The 21,151-nt window shown below is 27.3% G+C and carries 16 protein-coding genes and 1 pseudogene; 14 read left to right on the top strand and 3 right to left on the bottom strand.

Features of this window, described 5'->3' with window-relative positions; genetic code table 11:
* The first annotated feature begins 406 nt into the window (after positions 1–406).
* The 9 genes and pseudogenes from ACYQ1T_RS04125 to ACYQ1T_RS04085 form a co-directional block, all read left to right on the top strand.
* A complete protein-coding gene (locus tag ACYQ1T_RS04125) occupies positions 407–1,951 on the top strand; it encodes a response regulator transcription factor (protein ID WP_459832129.1) in 1,545 nt (514 codons plus the stop codon).
* Entirely contained in the window at positions 1,951–3,684 is a 1,734-nt protein-coding gene (locus ACYQ1T_RS04120) for a sensor histidine kinase (RefSeq protein WP_459832127.1), read from the top strand. The genes ACYQ1T_RS04125 and ACYQ1T_RS04120 overlap by 1 nt, the downstream gene beginning before the upstream one ends.
* Positions 3,685–3,894: 210 nt before the next feature.
* Entirely contained in the window at positions 3,895–5,193 is a 1,299-nt protein-coding gene (locus tag ACYQ1T_RS04115) for an ABC transporter substrate-binding protein (protein ID WP_459832125.1), read from the top strand.
* A 104-nt stretch (positions 5,194–5,297) separates the two neighbouring features.
* Positions 5,298–6,191, top strand: coding sequence for a carbohydrate ABC transporter permease (locus tag ACYQ1T_RS04110; RefSeq protein WP_459836448.1), 894 nt, complete (start codon positions 5,298–5,300; stop codon positions 6,189–6,191).
* On the top strand, positions 6,184–6,990 hold the full coding sequence (locus ACYQ1T_RS04105; RefSeq protein WP_459832123.1) for a carbohydrate ABC transporter permease: 807 nt from the start codon (positions 6,184–6,186) through the stop codon (positions 6,988–6,990). Before ACYQ1T_RS04110 ends, ACYQ1T_RS04105 begins: the two co-directional genes overlap by 8 nt.
* Before the next feature lie 15 nt (positions 6,991–7,005).
* On the top strand, positions 7,006–8,838 hold the full coding sequence (locus ACYQ1T_RS04100) for a DUF3863 domain-containing protein (protein WP_459832121.1): 1,833 nt from the start codon (positions 7,006–7,008) through the stop codon (positions 8,836–8,838).
* Positions 8,811–9,023 carry a hypothetical protein gene (locus ACYQ1T_RS04095; protein ID WP_459832119.1) on the top strand — a complete coding sequence of 71 codons (213 nt, stop codon included), beginning with the start codon at positions 8,811–8,813 and terminating at the stop codon, positions 9,021–9,023. The genes ACYQ1T_RS04100 and ACYQ1T_RS04095 overlap by 28 nt, the downstream gene beginning before the upstream one ends.
* Before the next feature lie 188 nt (positions 9,024–9,211).
* Complete coding sequence (locus tag ACYQ1T_RS04090) at positions 9,212–11,239, top strand: beta-galactosidase (RefSeq protein ID WP_459832117.1); 2,028 nt, start codon at positions 9,212–9,214, stop codon at positions 11,237–11,239.
* A gap of 118 nt (positions 11,240–11,357) precedes the next feature.
* Positions 11,358–11,564, top strand: a pseudogene (locus ACYQ1T_RS04085) (ATP-binding protein); the annotation flags it as partial.
* A 116-nt stretch (positions 11,565–11,680) separates the two neighbouring features.
* On the opposite strand, the gene ACYQ1T_RS04080 reads toward ACYQ1T_RS04085, so the two are convergent.
* Positions 11,681–12,769 (bottom strand): PRK06851 family protein, encoded by a 1,089-nt coding sequence (locus ACYQ1T_RS04080; protein WP_459832115.1) that lies wholly within the window; start codon positions 12,767–12,769, stop codon positions 11,681–11,683.
* 359 nt (positions 12,770–13,128) lie between these two features.
* Between ACYQ1T_RS04080 and ACYQ1T_RS04075 the strand changes: the two genes are divergently transcribed.
* From ACYQ1T_RS04075 to ACYQ1T_RS04055, 5 genes are all read left to right on the top strand, one after another.
* Positions 13,129–13,971 (top strand): ABC transporter substrate-binding protein, encoded by an 843-nt coding sequence (locus tag ACYQ1T_RS04075; RefSeq protein WP_459832112.1) that lies wholly within the window; start codon positions 13,129–13,131, stop codon positions 13,969–13,971.
* Positions 13,972–14,038: 67 nt separating this feature from the next.
* A complete protein-coding gene (locus ACYQ1T_RS04070; protein ID WP_459832110.1) occupies positions 14,039–14,719 on the top strand; it encodes an amino acid ABC transporter permease in 681 nt (226 codons plus the stop codon).
* On the top strand, positions 14,706–15,428 hold the full coding sequence (locus ACYQ1T_RS04065; RefSeq protein ID WP_459832108.1) for an amino acid ABC transporter ATP-binding protein: 723 nt from the start codon (positions 14,706–14,708) through the stop codon (positions 15,426–15,428). Before ACYQ1T_RS04070 ends, ACYQ1T_RS04065 begins: the two co-directional genes overlap by 14 nt.
* Positions 15,429–15,550: 122 nt before the next feature.
* On the top strand, positions 15,551–18,097 hold the full coding sequence (locus tag ACYQ1T_RS04060) for an SEL1-like repeat protein (protein WP_459832106.1): 2,547 nt from the start codon (positions 15,551–15,553) through the stop codon (positions 18,095–18,097).
* Complete coding sequence (locus tag ACYQ1T_RS04055; RefSeq protein WP_459832102.1) at positions 18,090–18,284, top strand: hypothetical protein; 195 nt, start codon at positions 18,090–18,092, stop codon at positions 18,282–18,284. Before ACYQ1T_RS04060 ends, ACYQ1T_RS04055 begins: the two co-directional genes overlap by 8 nt.
* A gap of 84 nt (positions 18,285–18,368) precedes the next feature.
* Here ACYQ1T_RS04055 and ACYQ1T_RS04050 read toward each other — a convergent pair whose 3' ends face one another.
* The gene (locus tag ACYQ1T_RS04050) at positions 18,369–19,577 is read right to left on the bottom strand and encodes a dicarboxylate/amino acid:cation symporter (RefSeq protein WP_459832098.1); all 1,209 of its coding nucleotides are present in this window, start codon (positions 19,575–19,577) and stop codon (positions 18,369–18,371) included.
* A gap of 233 nt (positions 19,578–19,810) precedes the next feature.
* Positions 19,811–20,989, bottom strand: a complete 1,179-nt coding sequence (locus ACYQ1T_RS04045; protein ID WP_459832095.1) for a cation diffusion facilitator family transporter — start codon at positions 20,987–20,989, stop codon at positions 19,811–19,813.
* Between the last annotated feature and the right edge of the window lie 162 nt (positions 20,990–21,151).

Below are 21,151 nucleotides of genomic sequence, written 5' to 3'. Positions count from 1 at the left end.
TTCCTCCTTATTTTCAAATTTTATTAACAAATAAAGTATCTTTATAAAAATGTATCCTATAAAAGTCCACGTCAATATTTATTATCGTATATTATTTGTATTATTTTAATATATTTTTGTATAAAGAAAAGAGACAGGTTAGTAATGAGTGAAATATTAAAGAATAAACATTAATAAAAATATAATGAAACATATTAGATTAATAGTTGTTTAGATTTTAATTAGAATAAAAGATAAGTTATAATAAAATGTTTATTTGTTAATTTTATTGTAAAATATGGTATAATTAGTTATAAAATTTTAGAAAAGGTTTAAATTAAAAATATAAAATCAAATTATTATAATTAATATTTAATTAGGAAAGAATTTTACATTAAATTGTAGGTTAGAAAGGAAGAATTTATTAATGAAGAGTTTATGTAAAATTTTAATTGTTGATGATGAGAGTATATTACGTTATGGATTAAAGTGTATTTGCAATTGGGAAGAAGAAGGCTTTGTCATTGTAGGGGAAGCGTCAAATGGGGAAGAGGCATTAGAGAAAATAGAAAAATTGCAACCTAACATAGTAATAACAGATGTAGTAATGCCTATTTTAGATGGAGTTGATTTAAGTAAAATAATAGAAAAAAAATATCCTAATATAAAGGTATTAATTCTTAGTAGTTTTGGGGAATTTGATTATATTAAAGAAACCTTTAAGCATGGAGTATATGATTATTTATTAAAGCCAAAGGTTAGCGCAGAGTCGATTTTACCTATAATAAAGAAAATGAGTGAAGAGATAGATAAGGATTATTATAGTAAGAATAATGATTTAAATATTCAGTTAGAAAATGAATTGGTCAAGCTGTTTTTAGATGAAGAGGATAATATAAATGTTATAAATTCACTATCTAAGCATTTCTATAAAAAATATTTTTATATTATGAAAGTGTCCTTAAATCTATTAGTAGGTAATAATTCTAATAAAGATATGGATATTAAAGAAAAACTAGATAGTATTGCTAGAGAAAAATTAAAAAATAATATTTATATTACTATTATAGAAAATAATCAATATACAGTAATAATAAATTTAGATGAGATGAATTCATTAGAAGTAATACATAATTTGGAGTTATTTGCAAAAGAAGTTAAAATAAACTTTAATAAATCAGTATTTGTAATAAGTAATATAATTAAAGATATTAATATTTTAAAAGAAAAAAATTTAAATATAACTGAATTTATTAATAAGTGCTTTTATTTTGATAAGGAGTTTATAGTTAGTGAAAATGTTTTCAAATCATTAACTAAAAGTCCTAGGTTTAATTATGAGTTATATAATACTAAGGTTATTGGTTTAGATTTTAATGGATGTACTAATATATTAATAGATTATTTTAATAATGTTAAGACTTTACTTGCACTAGATGAATATAGCTTTAAAAAATTTTGTCAAAATATTATATATAATACTTTAAACACAGTGGACGAATTAGAATTTGATATAGGTATTATTAATAAAAGTAGAATGAAAATATTTAAGAAAATTGATTTATCATTTAAATTTAATGAATTAATAGAAGTAGTTTTAGGTTTTATAGAGGAATTATCTAATACAATAATAAATCAAATTAATAATAAGAATGTTATTATTAATAAAGTAAAGCAGTATGTTGAAGAAAATTATAAAGAGGATATGTCTTTATCAGATATTGCAAAAGAACTACATATAGATTATTACTATTTATCTCATTACTTTAAAAGTCAAACTAATGAAAATTTATCTATATATATTAATAAAGTAAGAGTTGAAAAAGCAAAGATTTATTTAGCAGATAATAAAAATCCAATATCTAAAATAAGTGAAATGGTTGGATTTTCAGAGCATAATTACTTTTCTAAAATATTTAAAAAATATACTAACTTAACACCATCAGAATATAGAAAGAAGTTGTTAAGATAATGATAAAGAGAAATAGTATATTTTCGAAGATATTAATATTAACAGTATCTTTAATTATTTTTATATGCACTGTATTAACGGCAGCTTGTATAAAAATATCTGAAAAAATTATTTTAAAACAAATTATCCAAGGCACAAATGAAAATTTAGAATATGTAAAGGAAGAGTTAATAGAATACAATGCAGATGTAATACTAGCTATGTCTAAGATAAATCAAAGTTCAGCTTTTAAGGAATATTTGAGCCAACCTATAGTAAGTAATAGCCAACGATTTGAGTTAATAAAAAATTTAAATGATTATATAAAGTTTAACAAAGATCATTTAACACCTAAAGGATCCTATATTATTGCTGTAGGAGAAAATGGTATGTGGTATTCTAGTAATTCAATAAATTGGGATGAGGATGTAAAAGATTTTTTTAAAAAGGATGATTTTTTTGGTGAAGGTGTAAAAAATATTGTTAAATATAAAGTTGTTGATACAAAAAAATTAGAAAAGATTGGTTATGATAATGTAATTTCTGTAAGTAAACCTTTAGTTAATAGGCAAGGTGATAATGCTTATGCTTTTTTATATATAGTTATGAATGAAAGAATTATAAACAAAATGTATAGTAAGTATGTGGATAATGGTATGACATATTCATTAATATCATCAAATGGAGAAGTTATGTCTAGTAATAAAACTTCCAATATTGATAGTGAGGATTTAGATCTTTTGTATAATGTTAATGAAATAGTTAAAAGTAGCTCTGATTATAAAAAGGTTGATTCAAATAATACACTTGTAGTTAAGTATGTACCAATTGTAGATGCTTATCTAACTGTAACAATTAATCATGAACATATTTTTGGAAAATTATACAATTTAAAATATTATATGATTATGATGTTAGTAATTCTTCTTATAATAACATGTATAAGTATATATATAATATATTATAATTTCTCTAAACCTCTTATATCATTAGTAGATAGTATGTCAAAAACAACTAGATGTAGATTAGAAGATAGGAAGGTTATTCTTGGTAGTGATTATGAAACGAAAATTTTAACTGAGGCATACAATACAATGATAGAAGAAATAGATTTACATGTTAAGAATCTTATTTCAGAACAAGAGGAAAGACGCAAAGCAGAGTTAAATGCTCTACAGATGCAGATAAATCCACATTTCCTTTATAATACTTTAAGTATAATAAAATACTTAGCTAAAGGAGAAAAATTTAATGAGGTAGATAAAACTATAGATTGTCTCATAAGCATTTTACAAAATACTATTGGAACTACAGATGAAATGGTATCAATAAAATCAGAAATTGAAAACATGAAGCTATATGTATATATTAATAAATTAAGATTTGGAAACTTTATAAATGTAGATTATCAAATAAGCGAAGAGTGTTATGATTTATTGATTCCTAAGCTTATTTTACAACCATTTGTAGAAAATGCATTTTTTCATGCTTTTCAAGGTGCTGATAGTGGAAATATAACAATTTATATAAATAAAAAAGGTGAAAATATATTTATTGAAATAATAGATAATGGTATAGGATTCGATTGTAATAATATAAATTCATTAAAAAGAAATAATAAGCGAAAGGGAGGAATAGGAGTTAAAAATGTAGATGAAAGAATAAAATTAATTTATGGAAGCAAGTATAATGTAGAAATAAATAGTGAAAAGGGATATGGAACATGTATTTCTATAAAAATTCCAATAGTATAGAAAATGCTACACAATCTATAAGGGTTGTGTGGCATTTTTTATTATATAATACGCAAAAAAGTATCAATTTCTAAAAAAAGTATCAATTATAAAAATATAAATTATTTTAACACAAAAAAGTATCAAAAGTACCAAAGTGAGTTATAAACGTTTTCAAAAGGTTTTGTTAAAATAAAATTGTAAAGAGAAACAAAAAGAGGGGTGTTAATAATGAAATTTAAAAAAATACTTGTGTCATTAATGGCACTAGCTGTAGCTGGAAGTACAATAGTTGGTTGTTCATCTACTAATAAAGAAGATAAAACGACTAAAGATGGTGAAGCTAAAAAAGTTACAGTGTGGTGTTGGGACAAGGCCTTTAATGGAGCTGCATTACAAATAGCAGAAGAAATTTATAAAAAGGATCATCCAGATTTCCAATTAGATATAGTTGATATGTCTAAAGTGGATTTAGAGCAAAAGTTAAATACAAACTTAGTATCTGGTGTAGAAGATGGGTTACCAGATATTGTACTGGCAAATGATATTAATGTTAATAAATATGTTAATTCATATCAAGGAGCATTTGTTGACTTATCAGGAAGTGTAAATTTAAATGACTTTGCTAAATATAAAGTAGATGGAATAACTGTAGATGGAAAAACATATGCTGTACCTTTCGATATTGGATCAGCAGGGATGTTCTATAGACGTGATTATATCGAAAAAGCTGGATTTACATCTAAGGATTTAGAAAATATAACATGGGATAGATATATTGAAATTGGTAAAGTGGTAAAAGAGAAAACTGGATATAATATGTTAACTATCACTCCAAGTGATGATGTATTAATTCCACTTATGCTTACATCAGCAGGTTCATGGTTTATTACAAAGGATAATAAAGGAAACTTTGAAAATAATCCTGTATTAACTGAAGCGCTAAATACTTATAAAAAGATTTATGATGCAGATATTGCAAAGCCAGTAACTGGTTGGAGTGAATTTGTAAGTAGCTTTAACAATGGTGATGTAGCAACAGTAATTTCAGCAGTTTGGCAAATACCAACTATTATGCAAGAAAAGTCTCAATCAGGAAAATGGGGAATTGCTCAATTACCTCGTTTAAATGTTAGTGGTGCTAAAAATGCTTCTAATGAAGGTGGTTCAAGCTGGATGGTTTTAGAATCATCAAAAAGTAAAAAGACAGCTATAGATTTCTTAGCTAAAACTATAGGTGGAAGTAGCGATTTTTATTCTCAATTCTTAACTAAAAATGGTGGTGTAGGATCATATACTAAAGCTTTTGAAAGTGAAGCGTATAAACAACCAGTAGAATTCTTTGGTGGACAAAAAGTATATCAAGAATTTGCAGAATGGTCAAAAGAAATTCCAGCAAGCGTTGTTGGTATGTACTCTCATGAAGGAAGAGAAGCTATAAGACAAGAGATACCAAATATTGTTAATGGTGCAAACATACAAGATTCACTTAAAAATGCTCAAAAATTATATGAACAACAAACTAAGTAGTATAAAAAGATAGAGTAGATATTAAAGGATATTTTAGGAGCAGTTATCAAACTGGTAGATGCTCATAATTTTAAAATTATTGTAAGACTGGAGGGATAGGTTTGATGAAAAATATATGGTTAGAGAAAAAGAAAAGACACTGCAACATAAATAGTTGGAAATTTATAACTATACCTGTGTTGCTTATAATAATATTTAATTTTTATCCAATGATAAAAGCATTTACTTTATCATTGCAATCAGGAAAAGGAACTGCAATACATTTTAATGGAATAAATAATTACATTAGATTATTTGAAGATGATGTATTTTTAATAGCAGTTAAAAATACATTTATATATTTAATTATACAAGTTCCAATTATGTTATTATTAGGACTTATTATTGCAAGTATGCTTAATAGTACTAGCATTAAATTTAAGGGTTTTTTTAGAACAGCTATATTTTTACCTTGTATAACATCTTTAGTAGCATATTCAGTTTTATTCAAAAGTTTATTTTCAATAGATGGACTAGCAAATAAGGTTCTTATGAATATGCATATAATAGATACACCGATTGCATGGTTACTAGATCCACTTTGGGCTAAGGTAGTTATTATAGTTGCTATAACATGGAGATGGACAGGATACAATATGATGTTTTACTTAGCAGCTATGCAAAATATTGATAAAAATGTTTATGAAGCAGCTACAGTAGATGGAGCATCTAAAATACAACAATTTTTTAAAATTACAGTGCCAATGCTAAAACCTATTATATTATTTACAGCAATTATTTCCACAAATGGTACATTACAATTATTCGATGAAGTTGTAAATATAACTGGTGGAGGCCCTGGAAATGCAACAATGACAATATCACAATATATATATAACCTATCTTTTGTATATACTCCAAACTTTGGTTATGCAGCTACAGTTTCTTATGCAATTGTATTTATGGTAGCAATAATTGCATTCATTCAATTTAAAGTGGCAGGTGATAAAAATGAGTAAAAAAGGAAAAATATTCACATATATATTTTTAAGTATTTCATCAATACTATCAATATTTCCATTTATTTGGATGATGATTGGTGCTACTAATTTATCAAAGGATGTAATTAAAGGTAAGCTTACTTTTGGAGGACAATTAATTAATAATATAAAAGAACTTTTTAATACAACTAACGTATTTGCAGGAATAGGGATGTCACTGACAGTAGCAATTATTGGAACGATTATTACACTTTTATTATGCTCACTAGCTGGATATGGTTTTGAAATATTTAAAAGCAAAACTAGCGATAGAATAATGGGAGTTATAATGCTTTCTTTGATGATGCCCTTTGCAGCCATTATGATACCGTTATTCAGACTATTTAGTAAAATTGGATTACTAGATACAATTCCAGCACTTATTCTTCCGACTATGGCAACGGCTTTTTTAATATACTTCTTTAGGCAAAATACAAAATCTTTTGAGAAGGAGATGTTAGAAGCGGCACGAATAGATGGACTAACAGAATTTGGAGCATTTCTTAAAATATATGTTCCATCAATGAAATCTACTTATGCAGCAGCAGCTATTATAACTTTTATGAGTTATTGGAATTCATATTTATGGCCATTAATAGCAATAAAAACACCAGAAAAAAGAACATTACCATTATTAATTTCTTCATTGTCATCAGCTTATACACCTGATTATGGAGTAATAATGGTTGCTATTATTATAACAACAATTCCATCAGCGATATTATTCTTCTTAATGCAAAAGAATTTCGTTGAAGGAATGGTAGGATCAATAAAATAACATCGGAGGTGTATCATGGACAAATTTATATTAAATATCATCCATAGACCTGAAATGGTGCCAGAATATGCAGAAAAGGTAACAGGACAGGGAAAAGAAGAGGATATAACTAGGGAAAGTTTATTAACAGAGTCACTTGATATATTTAAGCTTCAACAAGAAATTGCACATGAAAATGGTTTTAAAACTACTATTCAAATGACTTATGCTAGTTTATTTAATGATGAAGCAATTGCACTTGCAAAAGAACATCATGAAAAATATGGAGATGAAATAGCACTAACTCTACTTGGGCTTCCATGTAAAGAATTTAGAGAAAAGTACAAGACGAAGGATTTTTGTATTTGGATGTTCTCCATGGAGGACAAGATTTCAATTGTTAATGATGTATTTGAAAAGTTCTATGAAGTTTTTGGATTTTATCCAGAATCAACAGGGTCATATTATATGGATGCAGAGTTAACAAATTATATTAAAGAAAAATATCCAATGGTTAAATGTGCTGTTGCAACATGTTGGGAAGAGGGACCAAAGGCATATAGAACTTGTAATAATTCTTGGTACACATTATTTGATGGAGGCCCATGGAATCCTTGGATACCATCAAAGGCAAATACCCACGCGCCAGCAGTTAATGAAGCTGAAGATAGTGGTATAGTAGCAATACCACACCTTTCTCGTGATTTGCTAGCTTGCTTTGATGGAAATGGGTCAAACTTTGGAACACATCCACAAAATGTTTTAAGAGGTATGATTTATAAAGATGGAGAATATCCTTACCTTTATAATTTAATTGATCAATATAAGTCATTAAAGAAATACAACAATGGTTATGCATATAACATGATGTTTGTTGGACCAGGTTGGATGAATAAAATGGGACGTTGGGAAGCGCCATATGAACTACTGGTAAAGAGCTATCGTGATGGAATGGCTTACTATGCAAAGTTAAGAGATGCTGGAGAGCTTGAAGAAATGACAATGGCTGAATTTGCAAATTGGTATAGATCAAATAAAACATATACAGAACCAGAATGCGCATTATGGAAAGATATATTATATGGATCAGAAAAACAATTGTTTTGGTATAGTGATCCATTTATGAGAACTTGTGTTGATATGAATCAAGGGGGAGCCTTAATAGACTTACGTCCTTATGTTGCAAAATTAGAACGTCCAGTAGGAATAGGAACAAAACATGTACAAGATGCTTCATATCCATTCTTAATACAAGCAATGTACCGTGCTGGATACTTTACTCATTATGCAGGTGAAGGAACTGTTAGAAGTTGTAAAGTAAGCTATGAAGGTGAAGAAGTAGATTTATGCTTATGCCGTACAAAGGCTAAGTTCTCACAAAAAGGTAAGGATAGAATTTTAACTCTTAATCCAGTTGAAATAGAATTTAAAAACCTTACAATAAAACTTGTTTCAGAGTTTATCTTTGAAGAAAATACAGGAGAAATAAAAGTATCTCGTAAAATAATAGAATCAACTAATAAAGATGCTAAAGTACAAATAAATGAATATATGACAGCATGCTATGGAACAACAGAATATCCAGAAGATATGTGTGGTATTACATTAAAATGTACTGGTAAAAAAGACGTTAAAGAAATTAGTTATGAATATAAGTGCCGTGAAGAAGAAGTAGAAGAATTACTTTTAGTTGAAGCTACTATACCACAAGTAGAAACTAAAGTATCTTTAAGGGCATTAAATTGTGAAGTAAAAGGATATATAAGAGAAGGATATGCTTTCTCCCCAATGTACACAATTGGATTAACTAAGGAAATATCAAATAACGAGGAGTTGATTACATGTCTCAAGCTGGAAAAGGCAAACTAAATTATAGATGTCCATCATGTTTTATGAGAGACTTAGATATTGATATGTTTTACGATAAAGAAAAAGAAGAATATTATTGTTTAAGATGTCAATTTACAGGAACAGAAGAGAAAGTAAAAGAATTAAATGAAATGGCAAGATTCCGTTATAGAAAGATGATGGAAAGAATAACGGATTTTGAATAAATATATTAAATAGATATATTAAAAATGTTGTTATAAAAGTATACTAAAAATCCCCCAAACTATATATTTTTTAAGAAAAGCATTCATATATAAACGTCATATATGAGTGCTATTCTTATTTTAATTATTAAAAGAGTAAGTTAAGAAAATTAATTATTAATATAAATAAATTTAGAGGTAGAGAAAAAATGAAGAAGATATTTGATACTTTTTTACACGGAGCAGACTATAATCCAGAACAATGGCTAGATTATCCTGAAATTTTAGAGGCAGATTTAGAATTAATGAAAAAGGCAAAATGTAATGTGATGTCAGTTGGAATATTCTCATGGGCAAAGCTAGAGCCAAAAGAAGGAGAATTTGACTTTAGCTGGTTAGATAAAATAATTGATAATCTTTATAAAAATGGAATTTATACTATTTTAGCAACACCTAGTGGTGCAAGACCTGCTTGGTTATCTAAAAAATATCCAGAAGTTTTAAGAGTAGGTGATAATAGAGTAAGAAATTTACATGGATATAGACATAATCATTGTTATACATCATCTATATATAGAGAAAAAATTGCTATTTTAGACGAAAAATTAGCTAGTAGATATTCTAAACATCCAGCAGTTATTATGTGGCATATTTCAAATGAATTTAATGGAGAGTGCCATTGTGAACTTTGTCAAAATGAATTTAGAAAATGGCTAAAGGGTAAATATAAAACTATAGAAAACTTAAATAAGCAGTGGTGGACATCTTTTTGGAGCCATACTTTTTCAGATTGGGATGAAGTAGAAAGTCCCTCACCTCATGGAGAGAATAAAATTCATGCTTTAAATTTAGATTGGAAGAGGTTTTCAACATATAAAACAATAGATTTTATGAATCATGAAATAAATGCAGTAAGAAAATATAATGAAAATATTCCTGTTACTACTAATTTTATAGTTTATCATGAAGGACTGAATTACTTTAAATTTAAGGATTATGTAGATACTATTTCTATAGATAGCTATTCAGAATGGCATAGTGAAAATAATGTTGATGTGGCAGTAAAAACAGCATTATTTTTTGACATTATAAGATCCATTAAGAACCAACCATTTGTATTAATGGAAAGCACTCCAAGTATGACTAATTGGCAACGTGTTAGTAAACTTAAAAAGCCTAATATGCATCTTTTATCCTCTATGCAAGCTATAGCTCATGGGTCTGATACTGTACAATATTTTCAATGGAGAAAAAGTAGAGGGTCAAGCGAAAAATTACATGGAGCTGTTATTGATCATTATGGAAAGGAAGATACAAGAGTATTTAAAGATGTTAGAACTATAGGGGAAACTTTAGAGAAAATATCTGAAATTAATGGTTCAAAAACAAAGTCAGAAGTAGCTATAATATACGATTGGGAAAATATGTGGGCAATTAATGATTCAGAAGGACCAAGAAATATAGGACTTAATTATAATGATATAGTAAAAGATTATTATAGTGTATTTTGGAATGAAGGAATCAATGTAGATTTTGTGGATATGGAAAGTGATATTTCTAAATATAAGCTTGTAGTAGCACCAATACTTTATATGATAAGAAATTCATTTCAAAATAAAATTAGAGAGTTTGTGAATAATGGCGGAGTAATTGTATCAACATATTTTACTGGAATAGTAAATGAAACAGATTTATGTTATTTAGGTGGTTTCCCTGGAGAGTTAATGGATGTCTTTGGAATTAGAAGTGAAGAAGTTGATGCACTTTATGATTATGAAGTAAATACAATTAAAATGAAGGATACAAATAAGATTTATAAGTGTATAGAATTATGCGATTTAATTAAAGCTAATGAAGCTGAAATACTTGCAACATATACTAGTGACTTTTATAAAGGTAATGCAGCCATTACAAAAAATAAATTTGGTAAAGGAACTGCTTATTACATTGCTAGTAGGACTGAAAAAGATTTTAATAAGGAGTTTTTTAATAAAATAATTAAGGAAAATTCAATTCAAAAAAATATAGATATAGATTTACCTTATGGTGTAACAGTATCTAAAAGAGAGAATGAAAATAAAGAGTTTTTATTTATTCAAAATTATTCTGATAAGAAAGTAGAAATTAATCTTGGAAAAAATAATTATATAGAAATTTCAACTGGAGAAGTTATAAAGGATAAAATAATATTAGATTCATTTGGAGTTAAAATATTAGAAAAAACTAAAGTTTTATAAATTTAAGGATTTCTTAAGAAATTTAACCCTAATTTTGTAATTTGTATATTTTACTATTAATATATAGGACAGTTGTTATGGTAAAATATTAAGATAAGTTGCAAATTTAGGGGGAAATATGAAAAATATATCTGCATATCAACTAGATTTTTTAGCAGAAGAAGCTGTTGAAAGATTTAAAAGAGGAGATAAATCAAGAAATACAGAAGGTTCAGGGTTAGGGTTATCAATAGCAAAAAGTTTAGTAGAACTACAAGAAGGAGTATTTAATATAGAAATAGATGGCGATTTATTTAAAGCTATAGTTATATTTAATAAAAAATAAAGATTATATATTAATAATAGTATTACAAGGTAAATAATACTAAAAAGTATAGGCATAAGTTAAAAATTAAATTAACTTATGCCTATTTGTTTTAATGTTCAATTATTTTATAGCAATTAAGAATTTGCTATATTTTCAATTCTAATAACTAAATTATCATAAATCTTATTAATCATATTAAAATCCATAGCTTTAATATAGTAAGCTTCAAGTTCGTCATGGATTTTATGAGCCTCAGAAATAAATGAAAGTGCTTTATTAGTTAATTCATAAAATAATTCACTACTATAGTCTATATCATTTTTATTTGAAGAAAGTATAGAGGACTTACAAAAATCTTCTATGTTATATACTTTTCCTGAAAATGATGTTTGGCTAATTTCATTTTCACTTAAAACGCAAGTAGATAATTCAGGTATAAAAATATGCTCTAATCTTTCAGGAATAAAAGGATCATGCATATATTCCACGAAGTAGCCCTTTTTTTGAGCAGTTTTACCAATCTCTGTAAGAATATTAGTTTTGCCAAAGCCAGGTCCGCCTTTTAAAACAAATTTATTTTTATATTGGGAGGTAAGATCCTTAGCAAAGGTGATAATTCCATCAGGTGTAAAAGCCGTTGCAAATAAGTGTCTTTCATCACCATAACCAGATTTTTGAACATTAAAAATCTCTTCCTTAAGACTTTCCGTAATAGTAGATACCTTATAATAATCTAAGGAGGCTGCATTAAGACTACTCCAATCCTCATGAATAGATTTTGCAGCTTCTAAGAAAGTATAAGCTCGTTTAAAGTTATTGCTGATTCTCTTACAAGTACTCATTATTTCATTTTTACATAAAGAAAGAGCATCTGTATCAAGTGCATCTCCAAGATTAAGTATTTCATCTACTGCACCAGGATGAATAGGGTCTACCATATGGGGAGAAGTTCCATCTAATAAAGCTACTCCTAATTCTTTAATAACAATTCCATCTAATGAATTATTATCAGAAGAGCAGTGATGATACTCTAATGTATAACCTTTGTCTTGAAAATGAGCACCTAATTTTTTCATTAAGGATGATTTTCCTGTTCCAGGACCTCCTTTTAAACAAATAATTCTAACAGCATCTTCTTGTGATAGGATATACCTATAAAAAGAGTAAAATCCTTGTGAAGTATTACCTCCTGGGAATAGATGTCTTTCTTTTAAATGATTCAATGTTATCACTCCTAATCCTTACTATATTACATTTAATATTTAGTACAGTATATGAAAGAAATTTAAAAAGTGTCATGAATAAATGAATTTTACATTATGTATAATTACCAGTATAAAATAATTATTTATGCAGACCTTGTATTAAAATAAGTGTATAAATTAACATTTGTTAGATATGTATATGTGAAAAAACTCTATAAAATTTTAATATTTTCTAGAAAAATTATAAAATATAAAAAAAATATAAAAATTTATTTAAAAAGCTATTGCATAAATATAAAATAGTGATGTATAATTATGCTATCGTAAATGGGAATAATAATTATAATATAGAAGTAATAAAAAGGGGGATTTTTTAAATGAAAAATGGAATGTTAAAAAAGATTATTGGGGTAACTTTAATTGGAGTTATGAGTTTAGGTTTAATAGGTTGTGGAGGAAAAAAAGAAGGAAGTAGTGCTTCTAATTCAAAAGATGCATTAGCTACTATTAAATCAAATGGTAAGATTGTACTTGGTTTAAGTGCAGATTATGCGCCATATGAATTTCATATTAAAAAAGATGGAAAAGATGAAATAGTAGGATTTGATGTTGAAATAGCTAAGGAAATAGCTAAGGATTTAGGTGTTGAATTAGAAATTAAAGATATGGAGTTTGATTCATTAATAACTTCACTTCCAGCAGGAAAAATAGATATGATTATCTCAGGAATGAGTCCAACAGAAGAAAGACGTCAAGCAGTAGATTTTTCAGATATATATTATACAGCGCAACACGGAATAGTTATAAAGGGCGAAGATAAAGATAAATATAAGAGCTTTGAAGCATTAAAGGGAAAGAAGATAGGAGCTCAAATGGGCTCAATTCAAGCAGACTTAGCAGCTAAATTAATTCCAGATGCACAAATGCAATTACTTTCAAATGTTAATGATTTAATACTTGAATTAAAATCAGGAAAAATAGACGCATTAGTATGTGAATTACCAGTTGCTGAAATGGTAGTTAAGCAAAATTCAGAACTTGCTATTTCAGAAGAAAAAGTAAAAGATGAAGAAGGTGGATCAGCTGTAGCTATTAAGAAGAATTCACCAGAATTAGCAGAACAAATAAATAAAACAATTAAAAGAATTACAGATGAAAAGAAATTAAGTCAATTTATATTAGATGCAAATAATTTAGCAGCAGAAGCAGCTAGTAACTAGTTAGAAGTTAGATTAGAAAATGGACACTAGTTTGTCCATTTTCTAATTATTATAGGGGGTTAGTGTTATGGAGTTAGATTTTAGTTTTTTATCTAAGTATATGTCATATTTTATTGATGGTGCTAAATGGACATTACTTATATCATTAATAACAGTTTGTGTTGGAGTTATATTAGGATCAATCTTATGTTTTATGAAACGTTCAAATTTTCATATATGGAAGATAAAACCGCTTAAGCTTATAGCAACTGTATATATTGAGTTAATAAGAGGAACACCTTTATTACTTCAAATAATGATGGTTTATGTTGGATCAGAAATGATTTTTGGAGTTAGCTTAGAAGCAGTAACCTCAGCAGTAATTGCAATATCATTAAATTCATCTGCATATGTGTCAGAGATTATAAGAGCTGGTATAGATGCTGTTGATAAAGGGCAAATGGAGGCTGCAAGAAGTCTTGGGATGAGTCAAGTTAAAGCTATGAGATTAATAATTATGCCACAAGCTATAAGAAATATATTACCTGCTATTGGTAATGAGTTTGTTGCTATAATAAAAGAATCTTCAATGGCATCAGTTATTGGAGTTGCAGAGCTTATGTATGCAGCTAAGGTTGTAAGAGGATCAAGCTTTAGAGGCTTTGAACCACTAATGGTAGCAGCAGCATTTTATTTTGTTATGACATTTTCATTAGGAAGACTTATGAATTATTTTGAAAGGAGATTGAAGGCCGGTGATACACGTTAATAATTTGCATAAATATTTTGGTAAAAATGAAGTTTTAAAGGGTGTTAATGAACACATTAAAAAAGGCGAAGTTGTAGTTGTTATAGGTCCTTCAGGATCTGGAAAAAGTACATTTTTAAGATGCTTAAATTTATTAGAAACACCAACAGATGGTGAAATAATTTTTGAGGGAACTAATATAACTGATAAAAAAGCTGATATAAACAAAATAAGAGAAAAGATGGGAATGGTTTTTCAACAATTTAATTTATTTCCACATAAAACAGTTTTAAAAAATCTAACAATAGCACCTACACAAGTTAAAAATATTTCTAAAAGTGAAGCAGAAGAAAAAGCAATGAAACTTTTAGCTAGAGTAGGATTAAAAGAAAAGGCAGATGCTTATCCTGCATCATTATCAGGAGGGCAAAAGCAAAGAATAGCTATAGCTAGAGCATTAGCTATGGAACCGGATGTGATGTTATTTGATGAGCCAACTTCAGCATTAGATCCAGAAATGGTTGGAGAAGTACTGAATGTTATGAAAGATCTTGCAAAAGAAGGTATGACAATGATAGTAGTAACTCATGAAATGGGATTTGCAAAGGAAGTTGGAGATAGAATATTATTTATGGATGGAGGAAATATAGTAGAGCAGGGAACTCCAGAAGAAATATTTAATAACCCTAAAAACCCAAGAACGATAGATTTTTTATCTAAGGTATTATAAAAATGGACATTGAGTGTTAATAAATTTAGCATTCAATGTCCATTTTCAATTTTCAAATTGTTCTACACTATATGAAATATTAATAAAATAGTATTAATCAAATAAAAAGGCTAGGAGGAATAATGAGGGTAAATTTTGACTATGATTTTTTACTATTAGAGTTTAAGGATTTGCACCATAGCATAAAAAGTTTAGAGGATGAAGATGAGCCAAAGGCGATTTGCTCCAAGATAATAAAAATTTTACAACATATAATTATTACAATTCATTTATATAATAGAATTTTTTATAACAGTGAAAATTCTTTGATTGAAAATATTAGATATTTATCTAGTAAGGATATTTTACCATATGAATTAATGAAAAAATTGCTTAATTATATAGGAGAAATTAGTAAAGAACAACTTAAGATAAATAAGAAAGAAGATGTTTCAGAGGATATGAAAATTATATATAAAGAATTTTTTGTTATTTATGAGTTAATTGTATGGTTTGTAGTAAATTGTGGAGAAGAAGATTATTCATTATTTTATGATAATTTAAGTAGAGAAGAAAAAATAGTTTTTGAAGAATGTTTATTTGCAAAAGGTATATTGGGGAAATCTAATAATGATAAAAGACTTAATATTGATGAAGAAGTTGGATATTTTGATATAGGAAGTAATGAGGATAATGAAGAGGATATAGAAGACTTAGAGGATGATAAAGAGGATTGTGATATATTTGAAAATGGAGAGGAATACCTTTTAGCTGGAGAACTTTATTATTTAGGAAAAAATGTTGATAAAGATTATTTTAAAGCAAGAGAATACTTTGAAATGGCAGCAGAACAAGGAAATGAATATGCAGAGGGGTATTTAGCTTTATTTTATGAAAAGGGATTTGGTGGAGAAAAAAATATTGATAAGGCGTTAGAGTGGTATAAAAAAGCTGCAATGAAGGGAAATGCATTTTCTCAATATTCATTAGGATATATTTATTTTTCAGGGGAAGAAGTTGAGCAAAATTTAGATTATTCTTTTGAATGGTATAAAAAAGCAGCAGAAAATGAGTTTGCACCTGCCCAATATGCACTTTCATATTTATATAAAAATGGGGAGGGTTGTGAAAAAAATATATTTAAGGCTTATTATTGGTTAGAAGAGGCAGCTGAAAATGGATTTGAGGATGCGTATTATATTTTAGGACAATCATACTTAGAAGGAAATAATATAGATATAAATTATAAAAAAGCATTTTTGTATTTATCAAAGGGGGCGGAAAAGGGTGATATAAATTGCCTTGATAGTCTAGGAGATATGTATTACTTTGGCTTTTATGTAGATGAAGATAGAGAAAATGCCTTTGAACTTTATAAGGAAAGTATAGAAAATGGAAATATAGAGTTGTATTACAAGGTTGGTAAGTTATACGAAGAAGATAATAATATAGAACTTGCTTTAGTAAATTATTTAAAAGGACATAATAATGGTGATTTGAAATCAACTCAAAGATTAGGAATTATGTATTTTAATGGTGAAGGTGTTAAAAAGGATAAACAAAAGTCTTTAGAATATATGAAAATTGCAGCAACTGATGGAGATGCACATTCTTTATATGTATTAGGTGTGGCATATTTAGAAGAATCTAGAGAAAAGGGATTTGAATATTTAAAAAAAGCATATGAAAATGGATCTGCATATGCAGCTGAAGTATTAGCTAGTGAACTTTTAATAGATGTGTTTAATGAAAAGGATGTAGATGAAAAGGAAGTTTTAGAGTATATAGAATATGCAATGGAAAATGAGATTGAAGAAGCTGTTTATTATTATGGACTTTTATATGCATATGGTGTAGGAGTAACGAAAAATAATGAGGAAGCCTTTAAATACTTTATTTTAGCAGCTGAGCAAGGATCACAAAAGGCAATGATAAAGCTTGGAAACTGGTATAAGCATGGTATATTTGTAAAGGCAAATATAAAAGAGGCAATTTCTTGGTATAAAAAAGCTGCTAAAGAATATAATGTAGAAGCTTTAATGAATATTATAGAAATCTATGAGTTAGGAATAGGAATAAAAAAGGATTATCATAAAGCTTACGAAGGGGCATTACTTTTAAGAGAAGCAAATATTGTAGAGGGCGATTTAAAATTAGCTTATTATAATATAGTTGGAATTGGGGTAGAAAAAAATTATGAAGCAGCAGAGGACTATATAAATGAGGTTATGCTACTTGATTTAGGAAAGACTATGAACTTCATAGGAACGTTAGTAGAAGAGGGATTATATAAGGAAATAAATAAAATGCCTGTTGAAGATTATTACTTAAGAGCAATACATTATGGATCAACAAAAGCATATTCAAATTTAGAGTACTATCTATATAAGAATAATAGTAGTATAAGTGATTATACAGATAAAATTGGAGATATAAAAAAATCAGGATATTGGATAGAACAAGGTAAAAGTGTATATGTTAGTGGCATTAAACTTTTACAAATAGGAAAAGAAGAAAATAATAAAGTAATAATGGAAAAGGGGATAAAAATATTAAAGAAGAGTATCCATTTAGGCTTTTATAAAGGTATAAACGATATAATAACTTACTATGAGGAAGCTAAAAAAACAAAGAAAAATTTGTTAGAATTATATAAATATAAACAAAAGAAAATTTATTATAATGTATAAATTATATAGAATCGATTTTTATATTGTAGCTAATAAAACAGTCTACAATAATACTCCAGAATTTGAAGTTGAAACTAGAGACGATTTCTTTTATATGAAAAGATATAAAGAATTAATTTCTAGTAGTACTAAATCAGTAAAAAGAAAAGATAAAGAAGCTATTGATAATTTAAAAAAGACCGTGTAAAAAATTTTGTGTATCTGAAATCTCTTCTTAGAAATAAGCCGTACACTTTAAATTATTAGTGTACGGCTATTATAGTAGTATTTATTAAGCAGGACAGTTCTTCTCTGCTTTTTTTAGCTCTAGGACAGGTTGTTTTTTTCTATTGATTATATAGTCAATTATAATTGCAATAGCTCCATCACCTGTTACATTAGTAGCTGTTCCAAAGCTATCTTGAGCAACATGTAATGCAATCATAATAGGCTTTTCTAAACCACCAAATCCAAGCATTGATTCTAAAAGTCCAAGTGCTGCCATAACACCACCACCAGGTATTCCAGGCGCTGCAATCATTGTTACACCTAACATAAAGATAAAAGGTAACATTAATTCAAATGATGGAACTTTTCCATTCATGTACATTACGGCCATTGAAGTTAATACTAAAGTTATAGTATCTCCAGCTAAGTGAATAGTGGCAGCTAATGGAACTACGAAGTCAGCAATTTCTTCATTAACATTATTATTATTAACAGATTGTAATGTTACAGGAATAGTAGCAGCAGAAGATTGAGTTCCAACTGCAGTTAAATAAGCTGGTAACATATTTTTTAGTAACTTTAAAGGATTTTCTTTTTTTATACTTCCAGCTAATAAGTATTGAATTATAAGATATATAGCTTGAAGTGAGAATAATATTACATAAACTATTCCAAAGTTTTTAAGTGTTGTAAACATTTCTCCACTAAAGCTTAACTTAGCAAATATACAACCTATATAAACTGGAACTATAGGTATTAATACTTTAGATACAACAAGTAACATAACTTCATTGAACTCTTGAGATATTTTTAAAAGAGTACTATTTTTTATTTTTGATAAACCAATTCCCATTAAAAATGCAAATACTAAAGCTGTCATTACACCCATTATTGGTGGAATTTCTAATGAGAAGTAAGGAGAAATAGAAGAAGTAGAGGCTTCTACTAAAGTTGCTCCCTTTATAAGTTTTGGTAATAAGCTTGATCCAACAAAATAAGTAAGAAAACCAGCTATAATTGTTGATATATAACAAACAAGTGTAGTTATTAAAAGTCCTCTTCCAGATTTATGACCTAAGGAAGATATCCCAGGTACTATAAAGCCTATTATTATCAATGGAATTAAAAATGATAAAAAGTTACCAAATAAACCACTGAAAGTAGCTAATAATCGTATAATAAATGTTATTTCATATGATCGACATACAAAACCTATAAGTATACCAGCTATTAAAGCAATAAAAATATTTAAAATTAAAGACCCCTTTTTCATAAAATTGCCCCCTTTTTATATTGAAAGTGTATTTACTTTGAATACACTTGTATTTACTATAAATACATAATATTATAAACATGAAGCTTTGTCAAGAGTTTTCATAGAGGATATAACAAGATAAAAGTATTTTTAAACCAGAAATTAACTATAAAAAATAAGAAAACCTCCTTATAATACTAATGAAATTAATATTATAAGAAGGTTAAAATGATTTGATTAAAAATTAAATTTTATACAAAATCATAATCAAGTGTTATAACACAATTATATTGAGGATGATCTTTTTTTATAGCACTTTTTATATCCATTAACATTTTATCTTGAGATTCTTTATCAATATTTTCAGTAGGATTAAGAACTATATCAAAAATTAAATTTTTAATTTCTCCTTCGCCTACAATTCTAAAATCATGCATAGATTTTATTGCAGGATAAGTTCTAAGTATTTTTTCAACAAAAGTCCATGTTTCTTTAATTTCATCAGTAAGAACACAAATAGGATCCATGTGTATTACTAAATGAAGATTAAGTTCTTTAGAAATTTCTCTTTCCGCAGTATCTATTACATTATGAATTTCCATAATATCTATATCAGAAGGAATTTCAGCATGAATAGATGCAATAACTCTACCTGGCCCATAATTATGAACTATTAAATCATGAACGCCTGTAATATTAGGATATGATAATACTTTTTCACATATACCATTTACAAGTTCAGGTTCAGGAGCTTCTCCAAGTAGTGGATTAAGAGTTTCACGTACAAGGCTAAAGCCTGCATATAAAATAGCTAAAGCAACTAGTACTCCAATATATCCATCAATTGGGAAGGTAGTGAATTTTGCAATTAAAAATGATATAACAACTGTACTTGTTGTAAATACATCACCTAATGCATCTGTTGCAGCAGCTTTTAATGCTGATGAATTTATTTCATTACCGATAAATTTATTAAAATTTGATAACCATAATTTAAATCCAATTGATATTAGTAATAATATAAAGGGAATAAGTTCAAAGGTAACAGGTATAGGATTAAGTATTCTTTGAACTGAAGATTTTATAAATTGAAGTCCAACAAGCATTACCATAAAGGCAACTAATAATGCAGAAAGATACTCAATTCTTCCATGACCAAATGGATGCTCAGCATCAGCAGGTTTATTTGCCATTTTAAATCCTACTATTGTAATTATAGATGATGCAGCATCTGATAAGTTGTTAAAAGCATCAGCAGAAATAGCAATAGATCCAACAAATATTCCAACAAAAAACTTTATTATAAATAATAATGAGTTTATAAATATCCCAATAATCCCACCTAAGGTTCCATATGAATTTCTGACTTTAGGGTTTTTTGTATCTTCGTTATTTTTAATAAAGGACTTTACCAAAAAATTAGATAGCATTTTTATCACTCCAATCTATTATAAATATTTTTTCAATAAATTAATTTATATATGCAATTAAGTAATCAAATTTCATTATATCCTAAAAATTACTAAAAATAAAATTAAATAATTAATAACATAAAAGGATAAATTCTAAAATGTGATATAATATATTAATAT

This window comes from Clostridium carnis (assembly GCF_054657435.1).
Note: the sequence above shows the minus strand (reverse complement) of the source record. Positions and strands in the feature narration are given on the sequence as shown.